We start from the raw sequence: 23,207 nt of genomic DNA on the forward strand, positions 1-23,207 counted from the left end.
CGAACTCACCGCCCTTCAAGGAGTGCGTTCAAGTCTCCGCGCGGGTCGTGGTCCTCGGTCGCGTCCGCGTAGGCCTCGAGGGCCTTGCGCGCCTCGGACGACAGGTTGTTCGGCACCGCGACCTCCAGGGTGATCAGGAGATCGCCCGCGGACCCGTCCCGCTTCGTGATCCCCTTGCCCCGCGCCCGCAGCACCCGGCCGGAGGCCGTTCCCGCGGGCACCTTCAAAGAGACCTTGCCGTCCAGGGTGGGGACGGTCAACGTGGTTCCGAGCGCGAGCTCGGAGAACGTCATGGGCGCCTTCAGCGTCAGATCGTTGCCCTGGCGGCCGAACACGCTGTGGGGGTTGACGTGCACGCGCACGAACAGGTCGCCGCTCGGACCACCGTTGCGCCCCGGTTCGCCTTGTCCCGCAAGGCGAATCCGCTGTCCGTCGTCGACCCCGGACGGGATCCGGACGGTCAGCGTGCGGGTGCGGGTGCTGACGCCGTCGCCACCGCACTCGGGGCACGGGTCGTCGATGATCTTGCCGGTGCCGCGGCAGTCGCGGCACGGCTCGCTGAACGCGAACGCGCCCTGCGACCGCGTGACGAGGCCGGAACCCGAGCAGGTGGCGCAGGTGTGCGGCGTGGTGCCGGGCTTCGCGCCGGACCCGTTGCACGTCGTGCAGGCGGCGGGGGACGAGAGGCGCAACGGCACCGTCGCCCCCTGCACCGCCTCGGTGAAGTCGATGCGGACGTCGGTCTCGACGTCCTCGCCGCGGCGCGGGCGCGTCGGCGAACCGGCCGTCCCGCCACCGCGCCGGTTGAACAGGCCGCCGAGCAGGTCGCCCAGGCCGCCGCCACCGGTGCCCTGCGCGGCACGGCCGAACAGGTCGTTGACGTCGAACCCGCCGGAGCCGAAGCCACCGGAGCCGGGGAACCCTCCGCCCGCGAACAGCCGGCGGGCCTCGTCGTACTGCTTGCGCTTGGCCGGGTCCGACAGCACGCCGTAGGCCTCGGAGACCGCCTTGAAGCGGGCCTCCGCCTTGGCGTCACCGGGGTTCGCGTCGGGGTGCAGCTCGCGGGCGAGCTTGCGGTAGGACTTCTTGATCTCGTCCGCGGACGCCTCTGAGGAGACGCCCAGCTCGCGGTAGAAGTCCTTTTCGATCCAGTCCCTCTGACTCACCGGACGTCTCCTCCTTCCCTTAGAGGGATTTGCTCAGGCTTCCTCGGACGGCGCGGCGGGCTCGTGGTCGGTCACCGCGACGAGCGCGGGCCGCACGGGCTTGTCGCCGAACCGGTAGCCGCGCCGCAGCACGGCGGTGACGGTCGGGCCCTCGACGTCCGGGGACGTACTGTGCTGCACGGCCTCGTGCACCGACGGGTCGAACGCCTCGCCCTCGTGCGCGAACGGCTCGAGGCCGCTCTTCTGCAGCGTGGACACGAGCTTGTCCGCCACGGCCTTGAACGCACCGGTCAGGTCGCCGTGCGCGGCGGCCCGCTCGATGTCGTCCAGCACCGGGAGGAGCTCGGTGACGACGGACGCCTTCGCGTTGTTGATCACCGCTTCCCGGTCGCGTTCCACCCGCTTGCGGTAGTTCGCGTACTCGGCGGTGAGCCGCTGGAGGTCCGCGGTGCGCTCGTCGAGCTGGGTCTTCAGCTCGGCGGCGACCTCGTCCACGACCTCCGCGACCAGGGGTTCGTCAGCCGGAGCAGCGCCTTCCTCCGGTGCCGCGTGGGCCGGCGGCCGGACCTCGCCCGTTTCGGGGTCGATCCGGCGCCGGTCGTTCACGACGACCTGAGGCTGCTCCTCGTCAGGGGCGGCATGCCTCGGTTCGGTCACTTCTTCTCGTCCTCGTCCACGATCTCGGCGTCGACGACGTCGTCGTCCTTCTTGGCGCCCGCACCCGCGGCACCCGGAGCCTCGGCACCGGGGGCCTCGGCGCCGGCGGCACCGGGGGCGTTCGCGTAGATCGCCTGGCCGATGGCCTGCGACTCGGTCGCGAGCTTCTCCACCGCGGCCTTGATGGCGGCGATGTCGGTGCCCTTGAGCGCCTCGTTCGCCTCGGCGATCGCGGCGTTGACCTTGTCCTTGATCTCGGCCGGGAGCTTGTCGTCGTTCTCCTTGACGACCTTCTCCGTCTGGTAGACGAGCGTCTCGGCCTGGTTGCGGACCTCGGCCTCCTCGCGGCGGCGCTTGTCCTCCTCCGCGTGGGCCTCGGCGTCCTTCACCATGCGGTCGATGTCGTCCTTCGGCAGCGCGGAGCCACCGGTGATCGTCATCGACTGCTCCTTGCCGGTGCCCAGGTCCTTCGCCGACACGTGGACGATGCCGTTCGCGTCGATGTCGAAGGTGACCTCGATCTGCGGCACGCCACGCGGGGCGGGCGGCAGGCCGGTCAGCTCGAACATGCCGAGCTTCTTGTTGTGCGCCGCGATCTCGCGCTCGCCCTGGAAGACCTGGATCTGCACGGACGGCTGGTTGTCGTCGGCCGTCGTGAAGGTCTCGGAGCGCTTCGTCGGGATCGTGGTGTTGCGCTCGATCAGCTTGGTCATGATGCCGCCCTTGGTCTCGATGCCGAGGGACAGCGGGGTGACGTCGAGCAGCAGGACGTCCTTGACCTCGCCCTTGAGGACACCGGCCTGCAGGGCGGCGCCGACGGCGACGACCTCGTCCGGGTTCACGCCCTTGTTGGGCTCGCGGCCGCCGGTCAGCTCCTTGACGAGCTCCGCGACGGCGGGCATGCGGGTCGAGCCACCGACGAGCACGACGTGGTCGATGTCGCCGACGGAGACGCCGGCGTCCTTGATCACGTTGTTGAACGGCGCACGGGTGCGCTCGAGCAGGTCGTTGGTGATGCGCTGGAACTCGGCGCGCGACAGCGTCTCGTCGAGGAACAGCGGGTTCTTGTCCGCGTCGACCGTGATGTACGGCAGGTTGATCGACGCCTGCGACGAGCTGGACAGCTCGATCTTGGCCTTCTCCGCAGCCTCACGGATGCGCTGGAGGGCCATCTTGTCCTTGGTCAGGTCGATGCCGTTCGCCTGCTTGAAGCGCTCGACCAGCCAGTCGACGACGCGCTGGTCCCAGTCGTCGCCACCGAGGTGGTTGTCACCGGAGGTCGCGCGGACCTCGACGACGCCGTCGCCGAGCTCGAGCAGTGAGACGTCGAACGTGCCGCCACCGAGGTCGAAGACCAGGATGGTCTGCTCCTTCTCGCCCTTGTCGAGGCCGTACGCCAGAGCGGCGGAGGTCGGCTCGTTGACGATGCGGAGCACGTTGAGACCCGCGATCTGGCCGGCCTCCTTGGTGGCCTGGCGCTGCGCGTCCTCGAAGTAGGCGGGGACGGTGATGACCGCGTCGGTGATCTCTTCGCCCAGGTACGCCTCGGCGTCGCGCTTGAGCTTCATCAGCACGCGCGCGCTGATCTCCTGCGAGGTGTACTTCTTGCCGTCGATCTCGTCGGTCTGCCAGGTCGTGCCGACGTGGCGCTTGACCGAGCGGATCGTGCGGTCGACGTTGGTGACGGCCTGGTTCTTCGCGGGCTGACCCACGAGCACCTCGCCGTTCTTGGCGAACGCGACGATGGACGGGGTCGTCCTCGAGCCCTCCGAGTTGGCGATGACCGTCGGCTCACCGCCCTCGAGAACGGCGACGACGGAGTTGGTCGTCCCCAAGTCGATGCCGACTGCACGCGCCATTGGAGTTCCTTCCGCTAGTACTTGTTGAGCGTTGCTGGCTCAAGTTTGCCATCCGCTCAAACCTGAGCCTACCCGACTCAAGCTTCCTGACTGGCTCAACGGCCGAAGATGTCCCGTTGTTCCCTCACAACGCACTGAGGGCCACCCCTTGTGGAGTGGCCCTCGACACAGCGCGCAGGCTCAGATGCCCACGACCCGGATGTCCCCCGACCCGGTGTTCAGCTTGAGCTCGGTCTTCGCGACCGGATCGGTGGGCACGTTGATCATGCGTTCACCGCTGCCCGACTCCCCGATGATCCGGAACGGACCACCGGGGATCCTCAGGTTGATGTCGCCCGACCCGGAGTTCGCCCGCACCGGCCGCTCCGAGAGGAGCGTCAGCGAGACGTTGCCCGAGGACGCGTCGGCCACGATGTCGTTGCCGATGCCGGTACCCACGATGTCCCCGGAGTGGGTGACGAGCATCGACTTGCCCTTGATCAGGTCGAGCACCAGGTTGCCGGAGCCGACCTCCACCGTCACGCCGCCGTCGATCCGCCCCGCCGCGAAGTTGCCCGATCCCGAGGTGGCGCGGACGTCCCCCTTGACGTCCCTGACCGTGATGTCCCCGGACCCGGTGCGGTAGTCGACCGCGGCGAGGCCCTCGAAGACCGCGTCCCCCGACCCGGTCTCGCCCTGCACGGCGACCGCGGCGTCGGGCACCAGGACCTCGTAGTTGATCTCGCAGTCGTCGCCGCAGCCGTCCAGCACCAGCACGTCCCCCTCGACGCGGTGCTGGACGCCCGACGGCTTGTTGTTCTTCCGGTGCTCCACTCTGCGGTGGATCTTCGTCTCGGTCAGCCCCTGCTGGTACCGGATCGTCACGTCCCCCGAGTGGCCGTCGTGGTCGCCCCCGCGCACCTTCACTGTCGTGTACTTCTCGTCGACGACGTGGTCGTCGGAGAACTCGTACTTCTCGATGCGGATGCCACAGCCGGCCGACGCCGCGAGCACCGCCCCCGCCACCAACGTCACCAGCGCCGTCCTCATCATGAGCACAAAACTAGAGGTGGCGAGGCTGGGGGACACGGCAGTTGGCCCCCGAAGCGGGGGTGGGGCTGGCCCTACCCACGCCGGTTCGGCGGGAGTCCGGCGGAGAAGAACCACCGAAAGAGGTGGACCCGCCGCCGATCGGGTGCGCCGGAACGACGAACCGGCCGAATACCGTTGCAGGCTCGAATTCGAGGGATTCCCGGAATGCGAGGACGGATTCATGGCGGCACTCTCCCGGCGTTCCGTGCTGAAAGGCCTCGCGGCGGTGACCGGAACGGGCCTGTTCACGTCACCGACGGCGAGAGCACTTCCCCGAACGCTGAGCCGCACCCGCGACCTGCGCCCCGGGGTCCAGCTCCTGCCGGCCGGGCTGCCGGCGCCGACGCACCTCGGCGTCAGCGGTGGTCCCGCCCGGCTGCGGACCCGCACGGCGGCGGGGTGGGGCCGGTGGCGCACCCTGGACGGGTGCGGCGGCGGCCGTGACGCCGACGGACGTCCGGCCTCGCTCACCGCGTTGCCCGCCGGGGTTCTCGAGTACGAACTGGACCTGCCCGCGGCCGCGAGGGTGTCGGAGCTCGACGTCGTGAGCGGCCCGGCCGGCGAGCGGGTCGCCCCCGTCGCGGTCGAGGCGCCCTACCCCTACCTGCCCCGGCACGTCTGGGGAGCGGACGAGAGCCTGCGGTTCACGGAGAACGGCGAGGACCGCTACCCCCAGGAGCACTTCCCGGTCCAGGCGCTGACGGTGCACCACACGGCGCTCACCGCCTCGTCCGACCCGGCCGCCGACCTGCGCGCCATCTACTACGACCACACCGTCAGCCGGGGCTGGGGCGACATCGGCTACCACCTGCTGATCGACCCGGCCGGGCAGGTGTACGAGGGCCGCTACACGGGAGAGGACGACGTCCCGGTGTTCGCCGGGAGGAGGTCCGACGGCCGCCCGCACGTGGTCAGCGCTGCCCACGTCGGCGGCTTCAACGCCGGCAACATCGGCGTCTGCCTGCTCGGCGACCTCACCTCCGGCATCCCGTCGGACGCCGCGCGACGATCGCTGGTCACCGTTCTCGCCGCCCTGGTCGAGGAGTGCGGTCTCGACCCCCTCGGCCGCACCGAGTACGTCAACCCCGTCGGCGGCGCGACCAAAGCGGTCGACACCATTTCCGGGCATCGGGACTGGAACTCCACGCAGTGCCCCGGAAACTCCTTCTACCCCTACCTCCCGGACGTTCGCGCCCAGGTCGCCAAGGCCCGCTGAGCTTCAGACCAGGTCTTCGAGGACCGCGCGCAATGCCGGGGCCGTGCGCGCCGGGTCGTTGAGGAACCGGGTGGACGCCAGCACGTGCGCGGGCGCGATGCGTTCCCACAGCAGGCCGTCGACGGGCACCTCGGCGATGTGCAGCTCGACGCTCTGCGCCCACCGGCCGATGCGCGACTCGATGCCGCGCAGCACGTCCCCGATGGGCAGCGCGGCCGGGCTCTGCACCCGGTGCAGCTGCTCGATGCCGGGCTTGAGGGCGAGCACGGCGGCGCGGCTGGCCGGCCTCGTCAGCAACGCCGGGGCGTCCTCGGGCGTCGGGGACTCGGCGCCGCGGGTGCACGCGTCCAGCGCGTCCGCCCACCAGCCGGGCCACTCGGCGGTCACGGCGGCGCGGTCGGTGCCGAGCGGCACCTGCACCGGTAACGACGGGTCCAGGCCCGGCACGTGCGGCTCGACGTCGACCGACAACGCCAGCGAGTCGCGCACGTAGAGCGCGGCGAGCAGCCCCAGGCTGACCCCGTGGCTGATGCCGGACACCTCTCGCGCGAACTTCATGACCTCATTCTTCCCGCGCGGCGGCCGGGGAATCGTCGCGGCCGCAGATCAAGAAGGACACGATTGGCTCCAACTCGGCCTCGTTCGGAGCAACGTCGGCGATCAGGCCCTGCATCAGCAGGCCGTCGATGGCCGCGAGGAACGCCCGGAACGCCACCGGGTCCGCGGGCTTCGCGACCTCGGTGGCCAGGTCGAGCCACCGGCGCGCGGCGGGCTTGAGCTCGGGACGGCGGCCCGCCAGCAGGTAGAGCTCGTACTCGGCGAGCGTGCGGCCGCGGTTCTCGTCGACGGCCTTCGCGAGGCTGCGCGCGATCTCCCGGGGCGTGCCGCTGGCGATGATCTTCAGGACGTCGTCGCACATCGCCTCGGCCGACCACAGCAGCGTGGCGATCAGCAGGTCGTCGAGCGTCGCGAAGTAGTAGGTGGGCGCCGTGGTCGGTACGCCCGCCTCCCGCGCCACGCTGCGGTGGGTCACGCCCGCGACGCCGTCGCGTTCGATGACGCGCAGCGTGGCCTCGACGATGGCGCGCCGCTTCTTCTCGCCGCGCGCCTTGCGCCCGTCGACCTTCTGGATGTCAGCTACCGCGGTCAGTGCGTCCTCCCGAGTTCGAGCGTCACCACACCCCCGATGATCAGAGCCAGACCGACGACCATCGTGGGGTTGAGGGTCTCACCGAGGAACTTCCAGCCGATCAGCGCCACGGCTGCGACACCGATGGCGGACCACACGGCGTAGGCGACGCCGACGGGCATACCCAACTTCAACGCGCGCGAAAGTGCCGTGAAGGCGATGGCGTACCCCGCCACGACGACCACAGAGGGCCACAGTCGGGTGAAACCCTCGGACAGTTTCAGCGACACCGTGGCGGCGATCTCCGCCGCGATGGCTGCTGCGAGATACACGTATAACACGGCGACCCCCGGCCTGCTCAGAACTACTACTTGAACGATTGTTCCATAAGTTTTTGATCAACATCCGGATACTTGACCGGTACGCGAGGAGACACCGGCCACGTCCAAGTGGTTACTGAGTAGTAACCTGGCCTAGACTCCCGCCATGACCCTCCAGCTGGTTCTCGGACTCGTCGCCGTGGCGGTGAGCGTCGTCGCCTGGGGCGTGTTCGTCGCCGCCGTGCTGAAGCAGATCAAGATCATCCGGCTCGGCCAGCCCGACGGCACCCGCATGGGCCCGTTCGTGCCGCGCATGAAGACGATGATCGTCGAGTTCGTCGCGCACACCAGAATGGCGAAGTTCCGCTCGGTCGCCCCGTGGCACTGGATGGTGATGTGGGGCTTCCTCATCGGCTCCGCGGTGCTGTTCGAGGCGTACGGCGAGGTGTTCGACCCGCACTTCCACTGGCCGATCATCGGCACATGGTCGGTCTGGCTGCTGCTGATCGAGCTGCTGGGTCTCGGCACCGTCGTCGGTGGTGTGGCCCTCGCGGTCATCCGCCAGCGCAACCACCCGCGCCGCGCCGACCGGGTCTCCCGCTTCCAGGGGTCGGACTTCAAGTCCGCGTACTTCGTCGAGGCCGTCGTCATCATCGAGGGCATCGGCATCCTGCTGGTGAAGGCGTTCAAGCAGTCGAGCGGCCTCGAGTCGGCCCCGCTGTGGACGTCGTTCGTGACGCAGCCGCTCGCGCAGATCCTGCCGTCCGCGCCCATCTGGGTGTCGGTGATGGCGCTGGTCAAGCTGCTGAGCGGCATGATCTGGCTGATCGTGGTCGGCCGGAACCTCACGATGGGCGTCGCCTGGCACCGGTTCTCGGCGTTCTTCAACATCTACTTCAAGCGCGAGGACGACGGTGGCGTCGCGCTGGGCGCGCTGAAGCCGATGATGTCGGGCGGCAAGGTCCTGGACCTGGAGGAGGCCGACCCGGACAAGGACGTGTTCGGCGTCGGCAAGGTCGAGGACTTCAGCTGGAAGGGCTGGCTCGACTTCTCCACCTGCACCGAGTGCGGCCGCTGCCAGTCGCAGTGCCCCGCCTGGAACACCGGCAAGCCGTTGTCGCCCAAGCTGGTCATCACGCAGCTGCGCGACCACGCGTACGCCAAGGCGCCATACCTGCTGGCCGGCGGCTCGAAGGACATGGCCGGTGACGAGGTCGGCCTGACCGAGGACAAGTACGAGGACTACAAGAAGCGCCTCGAGTCCATCGACGTGCTGGCGATGGCCGAGGCCGAGCGCCCGCTGATCGGCGGCCCGGACGAGCTGGGCGTCATCGACCCCGAGGTGTTGTGGTCCTGCACCACGTGCGGCGCGTGCGTGGAGCAGTGCCCCGTGGACATCGAGCACGTCGACCACATCGTCGACATGCGCCGCTACCAGGTGCTGATCGAGTCGAACTTCCCGACCGAGCTCGGCGGCATGTTCAAGAACCTGGAGAACAAGGGCAACCCGTGGGGCCAGAACGCCAAGGACCGCCTGGCGTGGACCGAGGGCCTCGAGTTCGAGGTGCCGGTGTTCGACGGCGAGCTGGGCGACGCGGAGTACCTGTTCTGGGTCGGCTGCGCCGGCGCGTTCGAGGACCGCGCGAAGAAGACCACGCGTGCCGTCGCCGAACTGCTGCACACCGCGGACGTGAAGTACACGGTGCTCGGCCCGGAGGAGACCTGCACCGGTGACCCGGCCCGCCGCGCCGGCAACGAGTTCCTGTTCCAGATGCTCGCGCAGCAGAACGTCGAGGTGCTCAACTCGGTGTTCGAGGACCGGCCCGCCGGTCAGCGCAAGATCGTCGTGACGTGTGCGCACTGCTTCAACACGCTGGCCAACGAGTACCCGTCGGTCGGCGGCACGTACGAGGTCGTGCACCACACGCAGCTGCTCAACAAGCTGGTCCGCGAACGCCGCCTGGTGCCGGTCGCACCGGTCACCGAGGACGTCACGTACCACGACCCGTGCTACCTGGGCCGCCACAACAAGGTCTACGAAGCACCGCGCGAGCTCATCGGGGCGTCGGGCGCGAAGCTGCGCGAGATGCCGCGCCACGAAGAGCGGTCCATGTGCTGTGGTGCCGGTGGCGCGCGCATGTGGATGGAGGAGCGGATCGGCAAGCGCATCAACCTCGACCGCGTGGACGAGGCCCTCGGCACCGCACCGTCGAAGATCGCGACGGGCTGCCCGTTCTGCCGCGTGATGCTGACCGACGGCGTCACCGCGCGTCAGTCCGACGGCCAGGCCGGTGCGCACGTCGAGGTCGTGGACGTGGCGCAGATGCTGCTGGAGTCCGTCCGCCGCGGCACGGAGAAGAAGGACACGCCGACCGACGAGGTCCCGACCGGCACGCCGCTGCCGGACGAGGACAAGGCGAAGGCGTAGCCGCAACAAGCGGAAAGGCCCTCGGTCCGTTGTGGACCGAGGGCCTTTCTCGTTGGTACGACTAGTCCTTGTCGGTGACCTTGTCGTAGATCACGTCCAGCACCCAGCCGGTCAGGGCGACGATGATCGCGCCCCAGAACGCGGGCCAGAAGCCGTCGACGCGGAACGGCAGGTCGAGCTGCTCGGCCAGCCACCCGGTGAGCATGAACAGCAGCGCGTTCACCACGAGCCCGATGAGGCCGAGGGTCAGCAGGTAGAACAGGCAGCCGAAGAACTTCACGAGCGGCTTCACGATCGCGTTGACCAGGCCGAAGATCACCGCGACGCCGATCAGCGTGAGGATTCTCGAGCCGGTGGAGCCCTCGCCCAGGTCGATGCCGGGGAGGGCGGTCGACACCCAGACCGCCACGGCAGTCAGCAGCACATGCACCAAGATGCCCATGCCGCAGACTAACCGTGGCGAGTCCTCAGTGGTCAGGACCGGCGGCGGCGCGCCACGAAGAACGCGCTCACACCGGCCGCGAGCAGCAGCGCGCCGAGACCGAGGAAGCCGAGCGGCGAGGCGCCGGTGGACGCGAGGCCGGACTTGCTCCCGGCCTGCGCCACGGCCTGCGTGGTGGTGGTCGTGACCGGCGCGGTCGTGGTCGTCGTCGTGGTCGGCGCGGTGGTCTCGCCCGCCTTCTCGACGACCTTGATCGGGGTGCTGACGACGTTGTTCGTCGGGTCGACGTCCTGGAAGCCCTCGGGGACGAAGCGCACCATCGCGTGCACCTCGTCGTACCGGACGTCGTTCAGCTCGATCTTCAGCGTGATCTCGCCCTGCTTGCCGGGGAGGATCCGGTCCATGAAGGTCAAGACGTCGTCGTCCTCCACGAACACGTGGGGGCTGTGCGACAGGAGCTTCCCGGCGAACGAGCCCAGGACGACGGTCGGCGCCAGCGCGATGTTGCCCTTGTTGGCCACCGTCAGCTTCAGGTCGATCTGGTCGCCGACGGTGTAGGTCTCCTTGACCGGCGTGATCATGGAGGCCAGTGCGAAGTCGGCCTTGGCCTCGACGTAGCGCAGGTCGACCTGGAGCCGGCGGCTCGCCGGGTCGCCCACCGCGCGCGTGCCGGTCAGCCAGTCGATGTCGGTGGCGGACTTCGGTTCCGCGAGCACGAGGCGGCTCTTCCTCAGGTCCGGCGCGGTGATCGTCAGGTCGCCGAGCGGGAGGTCGAGCACGTAGGCGCCGTTCGCGTCGGCCTCGGTCTCCGCGGTGAAGTTGAGGTTCGCCCGCGTGAGCCCGCTGACCTTGACCTTGCCGGTGTGCGTCTTCTCGTCGGCCTGCTTCACGCCGTCACCGTTCGAGTCGACGAAGGTGAGGCCGCTCAGGAACGTGCCGGTGAACGCGAAGTCGGCGTGCGCGTCGTCTTCCGACACGATCAGCTCGGTGCGCTCGGCGGTGTAGGCGCCGAGGTCTACGGTGATCGAGTACCGCGGGCCCTTCCCCAGCTCGACGTGGTAGCGACCGCCGCGGTTGGCGTGCGAGTCCCACACGATCTGGCGGGTCTCCAGGTTCCGCACCTGCATGCGGGTGTCCGCGCGCAGGGTCTCGCCCTCGTCGAACTTGCCGTTGCCGTTGCGGTCGAGGAAGTTCGCACCCTCGATGGTGATCGTCTCGTTCGCCGCCGCGGCCGAGGTGGCCGCGACGGGCAGCGCGAGAACAGCCGTCATCGTGACGGCGAAGAGCTTCTTCACTTGTCCCCCAGGAACTTTCTTCTTCAGGAGCGGCGACGGCGCGCGAAGAAGAACGCGCTGGTGCCCGCCGCGAGCAGCAGTGCGCCGAGGGCCAGGAAGCCCAGCGGGGACGCACCGGTCGACGCGAGGCCGGACTTGTTGCCCGCCTGCGCCACGGCCTGCGTGGTGGTGGTCGTGACCGGCGCGGCGGTGGTGGTCGTCGTGGTCGGGGCGGTGGTCTCCGCACCCTTCTCGACGACCTTCGCGGCGATCTGCAGGAGGTTGTCGGTGGTGTCGACGTCCTTCAACCCGCGCATCTCGTTGAACACGACCAGCATGAACGCGGTGAAGATGGTGCCGGTGGCGGTGAACGTCAGCTCGACCTCCTCCGTCGCACCGGGAACGATCCGGTGCTTCAGCTCGAACTGCGTGCCGCTTTCGGCCTCGAGGTTGTCGCTGTGGCGCAACACCTTCGCGTGGAACTGGCCCAGTCCGATCGTCGGCAGGACCGGTGCGTTGCCGGTGTTGACGAGCTGCACCTTCGCGGTGATCTGCTCGCCGACGAGGTAGGTGTCCTTGGCCGGCACGAGCGCACCCTTGACGGTGATGTTCGCCGCTGCGGTGATGTAGCGCAGGTCGACCTGCTCGGTCTGCGCGGTGAGCTTGCGGGTGTAGGTGGCCCAGTCGATGTCCTTGGCGGCATTGGGCTTGCCGAGGACGAGACCGTCGCCGTTGAGCAACGGCGCCGTGAGCGTGACGTCGCCGAGTTCCAGGTCGAACCGGTAGGCACCGTTCGCGCCCGCGGTCCTGGTGATGTCGATCGGCGAACCGTCCCTGGCGGTGCCCGTGACCCTGATCCCCTGCGTGACGGCGTTCTCGTCCGCCTGCTTGGTGCCATCACCGTTGGCGTCGACGTACGCGATACCCGTGACGACCTGGCCGACCAGCGCGAAGTCGCCCGCGGTCACCGTCTCGGACGTGGTGTACGAGCTCTTGGCGGTCGTGTAGTTGACGACGTCGAGGGTCTCCACCTTGTACGTGGACTTCTTCAGCTTCTGGACCCGGTACATGCCGCTGGGGCCCACCGGGAGGTCCGTCGTGAACCCGTCGTCGCCGGTGATCCGGACACCGGGCCCGCCGACTCGGACGCCGTCCCCCTCGTCGAAGACGCCGTTGCCGTTGCGGTCGACGAAGACCCGGCCGGTGATGCTGATGGTCTCGTCCTGCGCGAGAGCGGGTGTGCCCGTCGCGGTCAGCACGAGGGCAGCCGTCGTCGCGACGGCGAAGGTGTTGCGCACTGATTCCCCCAGTGTCCGAATTACTCCATTTAGGACATCGGAACACCGGGGGTCAGCGTTGCGTGTTCTAGGTCACTCCGACAGCGGATAGCCACCCATCTCGCACCCCTCCCTCTCGTGCCATTTAGCACGATATCGGATAGTACGAGTTCGTAGCAATTACTCCTTGCTGTCGAGGGCGAGCCGGGTGCGACGGTGGGCCGGACCGAGCTCGCCGGACAGGACCTCCATCACCTGGCGCAGCAGCTCGCGCAGGTTCTCCAGGTCGGCGCCGGGCAGCGCGGTGAAGAGGTCGCGCTCCCGTTCCGCCTGGCCCGCCACGATCTGCAGGAAGATCTCGCGGCCCGCGTCGGTCAGCGTCGCGGGCAACGACCGCCGGTCGCTCGGGTCGAGCTCCCGGACCACCAGACCCGCCTTCTCCAACCGGTCGAGGCGGCTCGTGATCGTGGTGGCCGGGCTCAGCGTGCCGTTGGCGAGCTGCTTCGGCGTGAGCCGGTGCGGCGGCCCGATCCAGAACAACCGGGCGAGGATCTCGTAGTCCGCGCGGTTCAGCCCGTGCGGCGCCGCGATCTCCGTGGCGAGGAAGTCGAGGTACTTGCTGATCTGGTGCACCCGGTCGACCACACCTTCGACCACCGGATCGATCGCCGGCACCATGGCCCTCCACGCTTCGACCTCGGCATCGGTGTCGTCCGCACCACGCTCGCCCATGTCGAGATGGTAGTTCCGTCAGCCGATGACGGAGACGTACCCGTGCGCGACGTTGTTCCTCGGGTCGGAGTCGCCCTCGATGTCGGCCGGAACGGCGAACTCCACGCTCAGGTCACCCGGCCCCGTCGCGACGAAGGTGGCCAGCGCGTACTGCGCGCCCGCACTGGGAGCGACCGCGCCGAGCAACGTGCTCGCCTCGTTGTCCCAGATGTGGTGGACGGCACCGGAGATGCTCTCCAGCCGCAACCCGGCGCCCCAGCGGGCGTCGAGCTGGATCTGGTCCGCGACGTTGCCGATGTTGCCGTAGAACACCTTGAACGTGACGCGCTCGCCGACCGCGATCGTCGTCCGGTCCGCTTCGACGACGCCGACGCTCTTGTTGTGGTCGGCCTTGCGGTAACCGGCGTCCACGCGCTGCCGCGAACCGTGCTGGACCACGACGGAGTGCTTGCCGCTCTGCAGCCAGTCGACGTCGGAGTCGACGCCGGGCTTGGTGAGCCCGTGCCCGAACGGCCTGGCGAACTCGATCTCGTAGGTGCCGTCCGCGAGCCCGGTGAACCGGTACCGGCCGTGCGCGTCGGTGGTGGCGTTGGCGGGCTTGCCGGGCAGGCCGACCAGCACACCCGCCATCGGCGGCTCGCCGGCCTGGCGGACGCCGTCCTCGTTGACGTCGAGCCAGATCTCGCCGTTGATGGTGTTGGGCCGCTCGGCGAACGCCGGCGAACAGGCGAGCAGAACGGACGCGGCCGCGAAGAGGCCGATGGTGAACTTGTGCATTTCTCCCCCAGGAGATCGGTGTTCCGAAGCTCTCCCCAGAGCCTCCGGAGGTAGATCGCCCGAGGAGGCACATCCGGTTGCCGCCGGTGACCGGATCGTGATCCTGGCGGGGCCGGGAAACGCAGAACGGCCCGCGTCTCTCCCGGACGCGGGCCGTTCCGTCTTACCCCCTGGTGATCAGCGTCCCCCCGGTGCAGATCCCGCCCTTAAGACACCGCAGGGGTTGCCGATGTTGCCCCAGCCCCCGAATGTCACTCGAATGCAGTAGTGAACGGGTGCCGCGCGCCCTGCGGCCTAGGCTGATCGACATGAGCGAGAAGCCGCAGGGCTCGGGCGAAAGCACGCTGACCGTCGTCCTCGCACTGCTGGTCAACCTGGCCATAGCGGTCATGAAGGCCATTGCGGGCATAGTGACCGGATCGGCCGCGATCCTCTCCGAAGCCGCGCACTCGGTGGCCGACACGTTCACCGAGGGACTCCTGCTCACCGCGCTGCGCCGTTCGGACCGACCGGCCGACCGCCGCCACCCGTTCGGCTACGGCAAGGAGCGCTACTTCTGGTCGCTGCTGGCCGCGGTCTCGATCTTCGCCTCGGGCGCGGTGTTCGCGTTCTACGAGGGCTTCCGCACGGTGTTCGGCGAGCCGGAGGAGCAGACGAGGCCGCTGGTCGGCTACATCGTGCTGGGCCTCGCCTTCGTGCTGGAGTCGATCTCGTGGACGCAGGCGTTCCGCCAGGTCCGCTCCGAGTCGGCCGCCCACGGCCGCGGGTTCTGGGACTACCTGCGCGTCTCCGACGACCCGACCGTGAAGACGGTCTTCCTGGAGGACTCGGCCGCGCTGACCGGCCTGCTGCTCGCGTTCGCGGGCCTCGGCCTGCACCAGCTGACCGGCTCGTCGATCTGGGACGGCCTCGCGTCACTGGCGATCGGCGCACTGCTGGCGGTCGTCGCCTACGTGCTGGCGCGCACCAACCGCGGCCTGCTGATCGGCCGGCAGGCGGACCCGGTGGTGGTGAAGGCGATCTGGCGGCGGCTCGGCGAGGTGGCCGAGGTCGACGCCGTCGTGGACGTGCTGACGATGCTCATCGGCACCGACCGCGTGCTGCTGTGCGCCCGCCTCGACTTCGACGACGCGTTGACCGCGCACCAGCTGGAGGACGCGTGCGTGCGGATCTCCGCGGAGCTGCGGGCGGAGTTCCCGGACCTGGACGAGATCTTCCTCGAACCCGTGCCGCGCACCGATCCGGAACTGCGCCGGCGGGTGCTGGAGCGGTACGGCGACCTCGGCTAGCGCCGCGTGTCGGTCTGGTGGAAGTTCAGGTGGGCGCGGCTCGGCGTCGGCCCCCGCTGCCCCTGGTACCGGCTGCCCGCCTGCTTCGAGCCGTACGGGTGCTCCGCCGGGCTGCTGAGCTTGAACAGGCAGAGCTGCCCGATCTTCATGCCGGGGTGCAGCGTGATGGGCAGGTTCGCGACGTTCGACAGCTCCAGAGTGATGTGGCCGGAGAAGCCGGGGTCGATGAAGCCCGCGGTCGAGTGCGTGAGCAGGCCGAGGCGGCCGAGGCTGGACTTGCCCTCGAGACGGCCCGCCAGGTCGTCCGGCAGCGTCACCATCTCGTAGGTGCTGCCGAGCACGAACTCGCCGGGGTGCAGCACGAACGGCTCGCCCTCGGGCGCCTCGATGAGGCTCGTCAGGTCGTCCTGCTGCTGCGCGGGGTCGATGTGGGTGTACCTGGTGTTGTTGAAGACCCGGAAGAACCGGTCCAGCCGCACGTCGATGCTCGACGGCTGGAGCATCTCGACGTCGAACGGGTCGAGGACGAGACGGCCGGACTCGACCTCTTTGCGCAGATCCTGGTCACTCAGCAGCACGCGGACAGGCTAACCGAAGACGGGGCCACCGCTCGCGTGGCCGCTCTGTGTATGATCGGCGACGAGCTTGCTCCTGCGGGTGTAGTTCATTGGTAGAACGACAGCTTCCCAAGCTGTAGAGGCGGGTTCGATTCCCGTCACCCGCTCCACGCCGGAGGCCCCGGCGAGTCACCTCGACTCGCCGGGGCCTTCGCTTTTGTCGGCACCGGCACGTACCGCGACGTCACGCCCTGTTTTCGCGCTCCGGCCGAATCATTTATCGCGCATGAAATGCTGGCCGCGTGCCGTGGAATGCTTCACTCGATGGAGTGATGCCTGACCCGGATTCGTGGTTTCGGCGGGTAAGAAGTAGCCCTGGCGGTCGCTCTTTCGATTCGAGTTCCGCACTCGATCGGATGATCTTAACCGCCAGTCAGTCCCGCTCTGTAAGTCCGAATTAACCCGGAGTCACCCCTGAGACGCGACAATCGAGCCGCATTCGACGTTCTCGCGCAGGCCCTGGCGCAGTGTCATGCGGATCGAATCACCGGCGCTTTGCGCATCGTGGGCAATGCGGGTGGTCTGTTCCATTTGCGCGACGGCGTGGTGGTCTCCGCGGAAAGTCCCGGTTCGCCCGGGGCCGAGGTGTTGTTGCTGAGTTCGGGCCGGATCGAGGAGGGGGACTGGACCGCGGCTCTGGTGGAGAGCGTCGAGACGCGGTCCCTGCCGGCGGCACTGGTCGCCAGGGGGATCGTCGGCGCCACCGAGCTCCAGGGCCTGGTGCTGGCCGCCGTGCACGACGGGGCGTTCGCCGCGGCCGTGGGCGAGATCGAGCGGTACGTCGTCGACGAGCGCATCGATCCGCCGCTGCTGCCTGCGGACGAGGGGTTGAGACCCGACGTGCTGCTGGCGGAGACCGCGCGCCGGCTGGACGCGCTCGCGTCGTCCTCGCTGTCGCCGTACCGGGACCGGGTGGTGCCCGCTCGCGGCAGGCAGCCGGCCGGGCTGGGGGCGGAGCGGCGGGAGATCCTCGCGCACGCCACCGGACGGCGCACCGCGCGGGACCTGGCGTTCGCGCTGGGGCGGAGTCTGCACCCCGTCACCGTCGAGATCGCCCACATGCTCGCCGACGGACTGCTGGAGATCGCTCCGGCCGCTACGTCGTTCAAGTGCACGCATTGGGGGTTGGCCGCACTGCGTCCACGAGTGGAAATCAAACCGGATACCCAAGTCTCCCTGAGGTCGTCGGAGGTGTGATGTTTGTCCTGAGCGGTTCTACATTTCCGATTCTGAAGGGGAGTGAATTGGACTACGACGCTCTGAGCGCCGAACTGCGAAAACTTCGCGAAAATGTCGCCGGAGTGACCGACACGGTCATCGCCGCGTCCGACGGCATCCCCATCGTGGCCGACGTGGCGAAGAACATCGACCCGGCGCACATCTCGGCGCTGGCCGCCGCCGACCTCGGCATCGCACGTCAGGCGGCCGAGGTGATCGGCCTGGGCACGCTCAGCCAGACCGTTGTGTTCGGCAGCGAGGGCTACATGGCCGTGTACGCCATCGGCAGGTTGTCATTGATGGTCGTGCTCGGGGACAAGGGGCTGAACCTCGGCCGTCTCCTGCACGAGACCCGCCCCGTGATCGAGCGAGTCGGCGTGATCCTTTCCTCGTAGAAGCACCAGTGCGAAAAATGGTCGCTGCCCATGCCCACGCTTGGTTCACGACTCTCGGCAATGTTCTCGTCCGCCTGGAGACACGTCCGCACACGACCGAGCGACGGCAATTCGGATGAGCCGTCCCGCTCACCAGTCGACACAGAAAAGTGGAGTTTGATGAACATCGATACCGCGTTGAAAGAAGCCATGTCCATCTCCGGCGCTGTCGGTGTCGCGCTGGTCGACTACGACAGCGGAATGTCGCTCGGCACGAGCGGCGGAGGCGACTGGCTGAACCTCGAGATCGCGGCCGCCGGCAACACCGAGGTCATTCGCTCCAAACTCCGGGTGATGCAGTCGCTCGGCCTGAGCGACAGCATCGAGGACATCCTCATCACCCTGCACCGGCAGTACCACCTGATCCGCTTGATGAGCGGCGTGAAGAACAGGGGATCGCTGTTCCTGTACCTCGTCCTGGAAAGGGACAACGCGAACCTCGCGCTGGCCCGCCACCAGCTCAGGCGAATCGAAACCGACCTGATCGTCTAGGCCGCCGCAGGAAATGCCGATCGTCCTCACTCTCGGAGGACGATCGGCATTTCCTGCTGCTCGTCAGTCGACCGGAAGACCCCACGGCCGGCGGTCCAGTTCCACCCAGCCACCACCGCGTGCGAGCGCAGCGCGCACACCCGCAACGTGCTCGGCGAACGACGCCAAGTCCCCGTGCAGCAGTTCGGCGCGCTCGACGTCCAACGGGTGCGTGTCGTCGTGCCACAGGTCGACCGCGAACGACGCGACGAACGACATCGACTGCAGGAGTTGCAACAGCGCCACGGACGGCCGTGCCGTCTCCGCGAGGTACGCGAGCCGGATCTCCTCGCACACGGCCAGCAGCGACCGCACCTGGCGGATGGCGTCGGCCGGTGTGCCGTCCCACGAGGGGTCCGGCCAGACGCGATCGCTCAGCTCCAGCCAGAACCGCCAGCCCGTGGCGAGTTCCGCGTCGTCTCCAGGAGACCACTTACCCATGCATCCACTGTGCATGCGGGAGGGGGAAGAGTCTCGCGACGATGACGCACGCCACGGAACCGATGCGCCACACGGACGTCCTTGGCTCGCGGCGGCGACCCGGTTCGGGTGCGCCGCCGCGAGGACCATGCAGGACGGAAGGCTTACGCCTTCACCTTCTCCGCTTCCGGCTCGTCGGAGTTGAGCGAGTCGAGCAGGATGTCGCGCTCGCGCGACGGCTCCTTCTTCAGGAAGCCGATCGTCAGGTAGAGCACCAGCGAGACCAGCAGCGGCCACGAGACGAGCACGCCCTTGGTCACCCAGGCGGCCTTGCTCATCTGCTCGATGTACAGGAACGCCCACACGCCGAGACCGCCGACGACCGAGGCGATGGCCGCGGTCGAACCGATCCTGCGGAACCACGGCAGCAGGCCGAGCATCAACGGGATGGCGATCGGTCCCATCGTGGCGGCGACCAGGTCGACGACCACCTTGAGCACGAAGCCCTGGCCTCCGGACGCGATGGCGATGATCATGCTGACGCCGATGAAGAGGAACGTCGTGACGCGGGCCAGCACGAGCTGGTTGTCCGCGGAGAACGTCTTCACCTTCTTCCAGATGTGCGGCAGCATGTCGCGGTTGATCACGGCGGCGATGACGTTCGCGTCCGACGACACCATGGCCATCGTGTGCGAGAAGAAGCCGGCCAGGACCAGACCGATCATGCCGGCGGGCAGCATCTGCTTGCCCATCTCGATGTAGGCGTTCTCCGCCTGGGCGCCTTCGAGGCCCGGCACGATCAGCGGTGCGGCCCACATCGGGAAGAACAGCACGAGCGGCCACACGAGCCACAGCGCGGACGAGAGCAGCGCGGACCGCTTGGCCGCGAAGCCGGACGGCGCGGCCATGTAGCGCTGCGCCAGGTTCCACATGCCGCCGTTGTACTCCAGCGTCTTGATCAGGAAGAGCGCCATGAGGAACGTCGAGGTGTACGGGCCGGCGAGCGGGTCGCTGTGGCTCTCGGGGAGCTTGTCCCAGATCGTCACCGGGAAGCCCCAGCCGAGCGTGCCGGCGACGGCGATGAACATCGCGAAGCCCGCGGCCGCCTGGATGATGAACTGGCCGAAGTCGGTGAGCGCGTCGGCCCAGAGGCCGCCGAGCACCGAGTAGACCATCGTGACCAGGCCGATGATGACGATGCCCCAGGTGATCGGGACGCCCGCGAAGCCGCGCAGCAGGATCGCGACGGCCGCCCACTTGGCGGCGATGTCGACGACCTTGAGCAGCGCGCCCGCGTAGGCCATCACCTGCTGGGTGGGCAGGTTGTACCGCTTGGCCAGGTACTCGAGCGGTGACTTGACGTCGTGCTTGGAGCGCAGCCGGTTCCACCGCGGTGCGAACAGGAACGCGCCGATGCCGACGCCGATGCCGATCGTCAGCGACCACCACACGTAGACGGTGAGCCCGAGCCGGTACGCCTCGGAGGCGAACGCCACGAACATGACCGCGCTGTAGCCCGACATGTGGTGGGAGATGCCGGACAGCCACCACGGCATCTTGCCGCCCGCGGTGAAGAAGTCGGCGATGTTCTGGACCCGCCCGCGCGACCAGAGCCCGATCGCGACCATCACGAAGAAATAGCCGACAACCACGATCCAATCGAGGGTGCCCATGTGACCTCCTTGCGTGCACACACGTGTGCCCGCGAGAGCACCAGGCCTCATGGCGGCGGGAACCTGGCACATCCGCACGGGATATGTGACGTAGGTCTTACGAGACTGTTGCCCCGCGGCGGAAGACCTTCGGCCGTCTTGAATCACATTCGTGACCCTTGTTCATAAATATGAACAGTCTGGGCCGAGAATGGTCCCGGTCCCATTTACGGCCCGATTCCGCGTCACACGGACGGAGGACGAACGTCACTCATCCGGATGCACGAACGGAGGTGCTGATGCTCCCGACCGGCCGGCCTGCTCCCGGCGTCGCGCTGATCGACCCTGTACCGCTCTACCGCGAAGGCCTGTCCGCGCTGGTCAGGCGTACTCCCGGCCTGCGCTGGCTCGGGTCGACCGGTGAGGCGAACGCGGCCGTTCGGCTGCACGAGAAGCTGCGCCCCGACGTGCTCCTCATCGACTCCGTGCTCGACCCGCTGGGCCACGTGACCCGTCTGCTGGTCGAGCGCGACCCGACGCTGCTCGTGATCGGACTGGTCCGCGACGCGCACTCGCATGCGAACTACGTCACCACCGCACTGGAGTCCGGTGTCCGCGGTGTCGTGCCGCGCAGCGCCCAGCCGGAGCAGATCGTGCGGGTGATAGCCGAAACCTTCCGTTCACGCGGCTACGTGCACCCCGACCTCCGGCCGAAGGAACGACCGACGCTGTCCCGGCGGGAGTACGAGGTGCTCACGCTGATCGCGGAGGGCCTGGAGAACCAGCAGATCGCGGGCGAACTGGTTGTCTCCGTCGAGACCGTGCGCACCCACGTGAAGGGAATCCTGCGCAAGCTCGGCGCACGCGACCGGACGCACGCGGTCTCGCTCGCCTACCGGTCAGGCCTGCTGATCGGCCGCCCAGCCGTGCTCGAGTAGGCCGAACAACTCCTCGGCCGCCCGCTCGCGGTCCGGCCGTCCGAAGATCACGTCGCGGGACTCCAGCGCGAACCGGGCGAGCCCCGCGCACCGGACGTCGTCCGGCGGCGCCCCGACGTCCTCGGCGATGGCCCTGGCCAGCGCCTTTTCGTGCCGCGTCCACATCGTGCGCTGGTACGCGCGCAGCGCCGGCGTGCTCTCCACCAGCCGGGCGAAGGTCCCGAACAACGGGTGGTCGGCGTGCCCCCTGGCCGCGCCGACGAAGTGCTGCCGCAGCGCCTGCGGGATCGACTGCCCCGCCGGCCGTTCGCGCACGGCCGCGACCAGCGCGGACTCCATCTCCGAGTCCTCGTCGAAGAGCAGCGCCTCCTTGCTCGGGAAGTGCTTGAACAGCGTCGTCACCGACACGTCCGCGCGGTCGGCGACCTCCTTCACGCCCACGTCGTCGAACCCGCGCGCCAGGAAGAGCTCCAGCGCCGCGTCGGCGATCGACTGACGGGTCTGCAGCTTCTTGCGCTCACGGCGGCCGAGTTCGGTCACGGCCGAATCCTACCCTGGGAGTTGAGCCACTTCAAAAGTGTAGTGATTGCACTTTTGTAGTTGATCCGCTTTCATCGATGGCATGAGCACACCACGCATCGCCATCGCGGGAGCCGGCATCGGCGGCCTCACCTGCGCTCGCGTCCTCCAGCTGCACGGCTTCGACGACGTCACGGTCTTCGAGCGGGAGAGCTCGCCGGACGCGCGCCAGCAGGGCGGGACCATCGACCTGCACGCCGACAGCGGCCAGGAGGCCGTCCGCGCCGCCGGGCTGTTCGAGCAATGGCGCGCCCTCGCCCGGTTCGAGGGCCAGGAGCAGCGCAAGGTCGACCACGTCACGGCCGCGCTGGTCGAGCACGAGCCGGCGGAGGGCGACTTCCGGCCGGAGATCGACCGGGGTCAGCTCCGCGGGCTCCTGCTCGACTCGCTCGCGCCGGACACCGTCGCCTGGGGGCTCGGCGCTGCCTCGGCACGGCCGGGCGAGATCACGTTCCTCGACGGCTCGACCGACAGGTTCGACCTGGTCATCGGCGCGGACGGGGCCTGGTCGCGGGTGCGCGGGGCCGTGTCCCCGGCCCAGCCGCACTACACCGGCGTGCTGTTCGTCGAGATCAGGCACGACCACGACGAGGCACTGCTGGAGCTCACCGGCCAGGGCACGATGGTCGCCGACGGCGACGGCCTGATGATCTGGTCGCAGCGCAACAGCGGCGACCAAATCCGCGCGTACGCGTGCATGCGCGCGCGTGAGGACTGGAGGCCGTCGCACGCCGAACTGCTGGACCTGTACGCAGGCTGGCACCCGTCGCTCACGGCGTTCCTCGACGGAGAGCCGATCCACCGGCCGCTCTACTCGTTGCCGGTGCCCCACACCTGGGAGCACACCCCCGGCGTGACACTGCTCGGCGACGCCGCCCACCTGCAGCCCCCGCTGGGCGTCGGCGCGAACCTCGCCATGCAGGACGCGGCCGAACTGGCGCTCGCGATCGCCGAGCACGGTGTCCGAGACGGCGTCCCGGCCTACGAATCGGTCATGCTGCCGCGCGCCGTCAGCTTCGCCGAGCGCACGAACCCCGCGTTGCTCAAGATGGTCCCGGAACGCCCGATACGCGTCTGACCGGCACTCATGCCCGATTCAGGTCACTCGGAGGACTGTCTACTTCGCCACCAGTGGGTGGTCGGCCTTGCCGGGGTTACTGTCGAGTAATACTCTGTTGTTA

Annotated in this window: 25 protein-coding genes and 1 tRNA gene; 9 read left to right on the forward strand and 17 right to left on the reverse strand. The window is 68.6% G+C overall.

Annotated elements, in window-relative coordinates:
• Positions 1–5: 5 nt before the first annotated feature.
• The 4 genes from dnaJ to ABZX02_RS12820 all read right to left on the reverse strand — a co-directional run bounded on the left by dnaJ (position 6) and on the right by ABZX02_RS12820 (position 4,714).
• Positions 6–1,166, reverse strand: a complete 1,161-nt coding sequence (gene dnaJ, locus ABZX02_RS12805) for a molecular chaperone DnaJ (RefSeq protein WP_355297693.1) — start codon at positions 1,164–1,166, stop codon at positions 6–8.
• Between the two features lie 33 nt (positions 1,167–1,199).
• The gene (gene grpE / locus ABZX02_RS12810; protein WP_355297695.1) at positions 1,200–1,823 is read right to left on the reverse strand and encodes a nucleotide exchange factor GrpE; all 624 of its coding nucleotides are present in this window, start codon (positions 1,821–1,823) and stop codon (positions 1,200–1,202) included.
• Entirely contained in the window at positions 1,820–3,682 is a 1,863-nt protein-coding gene (dnaK, locus tag ABZX02_RS12815; protein WP_355297697.1) for a molecular chaperone DnaK, read from the reverse strand. Before dnaK ends, grpE begins: the two co-directional genes overlap by 4 nt.
• 180 nt (positions 3,683–3,862) lie before the next feature.
• On the reverse strand, positions 3,863–4,714 hold the full coding sequence (locus ABZX02_RS12820; RefSeq protein WP_355297699.1) for a DUF4097 family beta strand repeat-containing protein: 852 nt from the start codon (positions 4,712–4,714) through the stop codon (positions 3,863–3,865).
• 220 nt (positions 4,715–4,934) lie between these two features.
• Between ABZX02_RS12820 and ABZX02_RS12825 the strand changes: the two genes are divergently transcribed.
• The gene (locus tag ABZX02_RS12825; RefSeq protein WP_355297701.1) at positions 4,935–5,969 is read left to right on the forward strand and encodes a peptidoglycan recognition family protein; all 1,035 of its coding nucleotides are present in this window, start codon (positions 4,935–4,937) and stop codon (positions 5,967–5,969) included.
• Between the two features lie 3 nt (positions 5,970–5,972).
• On the opposite strand, the gene ABZX02_RS12830 is transcribed toward ABZX02_RS12825, so the two are convergent.
• The 3 genes from ABZX02_RS12830 to ABZX02_RS12840 are packed head-to-tail and all read right to left on the reverse strand — an operon-like array spanning position 5,973 to position 7,439.
• Positions 5,973–6,527 (reverse strand): hypothetical protein, encoded by a 555-nt coding sequence (locus tag ABZX02_RS12830; protein WP_355297703.1) that lies wholly within the window; start codon positions 6,525–6,527, stop codon positions 5,973–5,975.
• Positions 6,528–6,531: 4 nt separating this feature from the next.
• Positions 6,532–7,119, reverse strand: a complete 588-nt coding sequence (locus ABZX02_RS12835) for a TetR family transcriptional regulator (protein WP_355298393.1) — start codon at positions 7,117–7,119, stop codon at positions 6,532–6,534.
• Positions 7,116–7,439, reverse strand: coding sequence for a multidrug efflux SMR transporter (locus tag ABZX02_RS12840; RefSeq protein ID WP_355297704.1), 324 nt, complete (start codon positions 7,437–7,439; stop codon positions 7,116–7,118). Before ABZX02_RS12840 ends, ABZX02_RS12835 begins: the two co-directional genes overlap by 4 nt.
• Before the next feature lie 145 nt (positions 7,440–7,584).
• On the opposite strand from ABZX02_RS12840, the gene ABZX02_RS12845 reads away from it, so the two are divergent.
• Positions 7,585–9,846, forward strand: coding sequence for a (Fe-S)-binding protein (locus ABZX02_RS12845; protein WP_355297706.1), 2,262 nt, complete (start codon positions 7,585–7,587; stop codon positions 9,844–9,846).
• A gap of 61 nt (positions 9,847–9,907) precedes the next feature.
• On the opposite strand, the gene ABZX02_RS12850 is transcribed toward ABZX02_RS12845, so the two are convergent.
• From ABZX02_RS12850 to ABZX02_RS12870, 5 genes are all read right to left on the reverse strand, one after another.
• Positions 9,908–10,288, reverse strand: coding sequence for a phage holin family protein (locus tag ABZX02_RS12850; protein WP_355297708.1), 381 nt, complete (start codon positions 10,286–10,288; stop codon positions 9,908–9,910).
• 32 nt (positions 10,289–10,320) lie between these two features.
• The gene (locus ABZX02_RS12855; protein WP_355297710.1) at positions 10,321–11,583 is read right to left on the reverse strand and encodes a hypothetical protein; all 1,263 of its coding nucleotides are present in this window, start codon (positions 11,581–11,583) and stop codon (positions 10,321–10,323) included.
• A 23-nt stretch (positions 11,584–11,606) separates the two neighbouring features.
• Complete coding sequence (locus ABZX02_RS12860; RefSeq protein ID WP_355297712.1) at positions 11,607–12,860, reverse strand: LPXTG cell wall anchor domain-containing protein; 1,254 nt, start codon at positions 12,858–12,860, stop codon at positions 11,607–11,609.
• 159 nt (positions 12,861–13,019) lie between these two features.
• Positions 13,020–13,571 (reverse strand): MarR family transcriptional regulator, encoded by a 552-nt coding sequence (locus tag ABZX02_RS12865; protein WP_355297714.1) that lies wholly within the window; start codon positions 13,569–13,571, stop codon positions 13,020–13,022.
• A gap of 18 nt (positions 13,572–13,589) precedes the next feature.
• Positions 13,590–14,348, reverse strand: coding sequence for an SdrD B-like domain-containing protein (locus ABZX02_RS12870; RefSeq protein ID WP_355297716.1), 759 nt, complete (start codon positions 14,346–14,348; stop codon positions 13,590–13,592).
• A 308-nt stretch (positions 14,349–14,656) separates the two neighbouring features.
• On the opposite strand from ABZX02_RS12870, the gene ABZX02_RS12875 reads away from it, so the two are divergent.
• Positions 14,657–15,637 (forward strand): cation diffusion facilitator family transporter, encoded by a 981-nt coding sequence (locus tag ABZX02_RS12875; RefSeq protein WP_355297717.1) that lies wholly within the window; start codon positions 14,657–14,659, stop codon positions 15,635–15,637.
• Here the strand turns inward: ABZX02_RS12875 and dcd are convergent.
• Positions 15,634–16,215 (reverse strand): dCTP deaminase, encoded by a 582-nt coding sequence (dcd, locus tag ABZX02_RS12880; RefSeq protein ID WP_355297719.1) that lies wholly within the window; start codon positions 16,213–16,215, stop codon positions 15,634–15,636. The two genes, ABZX02_RS12875 and dcd, sit on opposite strands and share 4 nt — an antisense overlap.
• Positions 16,216–16,290: 75 nt before the next feature.
• On the opposite strand from dcd, the gene ABZX02_RS12885 reads away from it, so the two are divergent.
• Positions 16,291–16,364 (forward strand) — tRNA-Gly (locus tag ABZX02_RS12885).
• A gap of 298 nt (positions 16,365–16,662) precedes the next feature.
• On the opposite strand, the gene ABZX02_RS12890 is transcribed toward ABZX02_RS12885, so the two are convergent.
• A complete protein-coding gene (locus ABZX02_RS12890) occupies positions 16,663–16,785 on the reverse strand; it encodes a hypothetical protein (RefSeq protein WP_355297721.1) in 123 nt (40 codons plus the stop codon).
• A gap of 54 nt (positions 16,786–16,839) precedes the next feature.
• Here ABZX02_RS12890 and ABZX02_RS12895 point away from each other — a divergent pair, with 54 nt between their 5' ends.
• The 3 genes from ABZX02_RS12895 to ABZX02_RS12905 all read left to right on the forward strand — a co-directional run bounded on the left by ABZX02_RS12895 (position 16,840) and on the right by ABZX02_RS12905 (position 18,398).
• Positions 16,840–17,451 carry a hypothetical protein gene (locus ABZX02_RS12895; protein ID WP_355297723.1) on the forward strand — a complete coding sequence of 204 codons (612 nt, stop codon included), beginning with the start codon at positions 16,840–16,842 and terminating at the stop codon, positions 17,449–17,451.
• Complete coding sequence (locus ABZX02_RS12900) at positions 17,451–17,867, forward strand: roadblock/LC7 domain-containing protein (protein ID WP_245983082.1); 417 nt, start codon at positions 17,451–17,453, stop codon at positions 17,865–17,867. The genes ABZX02_RS12895 and ABZX02_RS12900 overlap by 1 nt, the downstream gene beginning before the upstream one ends.
• A gap of 159 nt (positions 17,868–18,026) precedes the next feature.
• Entirely contained in the window at positions 18,027–18,398 is a 372-nt protein-coding gene (locus ABZX02_RS12905; RefSeq protein WP_355297725.1) for a hypothetical protein, read from the forward strand.
• Positions 18,399–18,461: 63 nt separating this feature from the next.
• Here ABZX02_RS12905 and ABZX02_RS12910 read toward each other — a convergent pair whose 3' ends face one another.
• Together ABZX02_RS12910 and ABZX02_RS12915 are read right to left on the reverse strand one after the other, a co-directional pair.
• Positions 18,462–18,878, reverse strand: a complete 417-nt coding sequence (locus ABZX02_RS12910) for a hypothetical protein (protein ID WP_355297727.1) — start codon at positions 18,876–18,878, stop codon at positions 18,462–18,464.
• 143 nt (positions 18,879–19,021) lie between these two features.
• On the reverse strand, positions 19,022–20,530 hold the full coding sequence (locus tag ABZX02_RS12915; RefSeq protein WP_355297729.1) for a sodium:solute symporter family protein: 1,509 nt from the start codon (positions 20,528–20,530) through the stop codon (positions 19,022–19,024).
• A gap of 278 nt (positions 20,531–20,808) precedes the next feature.
• Between ABZX02_RS12915 and ABZX02_RS12920 the strand changes: the two genes are divergently transcribed.
• Positions 20,809–21,447 carry a response regulator transcription factor gene (locus ABZX02_RS12920; RefSeq protein ID WP_355297731.1) on the forward strand — a complete coding sequence of 213 codons (639 nt, stop codon included), beginning with the start codon at positions 20,809–20,811 and terminating at the stop codon, positions 21,445–21,447.
• Here the strand turns inward: ABZX02_RS12920 and ABZX02_RS12925 are convergent.
• Positions 21,409–21,987, reverse strand: a complete 579-nt coding sequence (locus ABZX02_RS12925) for a TetR family transcriptional regulator (protein WP_355297733.1) — start codon at positions 21,985–21,987, stop codon at positions 21,409–21,411. The two genes, ABZX02_RS12920 and ABZX02_RS12925, sit on opposite strands and share 39 nt — an antisense overlap.
• A gap of 82 nt (positions 21,988–22,069) precedes the next feature.
• On the opposite strand from ABZX02_RS12925, the gene ABZX02_RS12930 reads away from it, so the two are divergent.
• Positions 22,070–23,104 (forward strand): FAD-dependent monooxygenase, encoded by a 1,035-nt coding sequence (locus ABZX02_RS12930; RefSeq protein WP_355297734.1) that lies wholly within the window; start codon positions 22,070–22,072, stop codon positions 23,102–23,104.
• Positions 23,105–23,207: the final 103 nt, after the last annotated feature.

The sequence above is a fragment of the Lentzea sp. NPDC003310 genome, assembly GCF_040610935.1.
Classification (GTDB): Bacteria; Actinomycetota; Actinomycetes; order Mycobacteriales; family Pseudonocardiaceae; genus Lentzea.

Excerpts from the sequence above, each read along its gene's own strand:
- ABZX02_RS12845 (WP_355297706.1), top strand. The coding sequence starts at position 7,585 with ATGACCCTCCAGCTGGTTCTCGGACTCGTCGCCGTGGCGGTGAGCGTC.
- ABZX02_RS12870 (WP_355297716.1), bottom strand. The coding sequence starts at position 14,348 with ATGCACAAGTTCACCATCGGCCTCTTCGCGGCCGCGTCCGTTCTGCTC.
- ABZX02_RS12900 (WP_245983082.1), top strand. The coding sequence starts at position 17,451 with ATGTTTGTCCTGAGCGGTTCTACATTTCCGATTCTGAAGGGGAGTGAA.
- ABZX02_RS12825 (WP_355297701.1), top strand. The coding sequence starts at position 4,935 with ATGGCGGCACTCTCCCGGCGTTCCGTGCTGAAAGGCCTCGCGGCGGTG.
- ABZX02_RS12910 (WP_355297727.1), bottom strand. The coding sequence starts at position 18,878 with ATGGGTAAGTGGTCTCCTGGAGACGACGCGGAACTCGCCACGGGCTGG.
- ABZX02_RS12830 (WP_355297703.1), bottom strand. The coding sequence starts at position 6,527 with ATGAAGTTCGCGCGAGAGGTGTCCGGCATCAGCCACGGGGTCAGCCTG.
- ABZX02_RS12875 (WP_355297717.1), top strand. The coding sequence starts at position 14,657 with ATGAGCGAGAAGCCGCAGGGCTCGGGCGAAAGCACGCTGACCGTCGTC.
- ABZX02_RS12865 (WP_355297714.1), bottom strand. The coding sequence starts at position 13,571 with ATGGGCGAGCGTGGTGCGGACGACACCGATGCCGAGGTCGAAGCGTGG.
- ABZX02_RS12850 (WP_355297708.1), bottom strand. The coding sequence starts at position 10,288 with ATGGGCATCTTGGTGCATGTGCTGCTGACTGCCGTGGCGGTCTGGGTG.
- ABZX02_RS12930 (WP_355297734.1), top strand. The coding sequence starts at position 22,070 with ATGAGCACACCACGCATCGCCATCGCGGGAGCCGGCATCGGCGGCCTC.
- ABZX02_RS12820 (WP_355297699.1), bottom strand. The coding sequence starts at position 4,714 with ATGATGAGGACGGCGCTGGTGACGTTGGTGGCGGGGGCGGTGCTCGCG.
- ABZX02_RS12890 (WP_355297721.1), bottom strand. The coding sequence starts at position 16,785 with ATGGAACAGACCACCCGCATTGCCCACGATGCGCAAAGCGCCGGTGAT.
- ABZX02_RS12905 (WP_355297725.1), top strand. The coding sequence starts at position 18,027 with ATGAACATCGATACCGCGTTGAAAGAAGCCATGTCCATCTCCGGCGCT.
- ABZX02_RS12915 (WP_355297729.1), bottom strand. The coding sequence starts at position 20,530 with ATGGGCACCCTCGATTGGATCGTGGTTGTCGGCTATTTCTTCGTGATG.
- ABZX02_RS12920 (WP_355297731.1), top strand. The coding sequence starts at position 20,809 with ATGCTCCCGACCGGCCGGCCTGCTCCCGGCGTCGCGCTGATCGACCCT.
- dnaK (WP_355297697.1), bottom strand. The coding sequence starts at position 3,682 with ATGGCGCGTGCAGTCGGCATCGACTTGGGGACGACCAACTCCGTCGTC.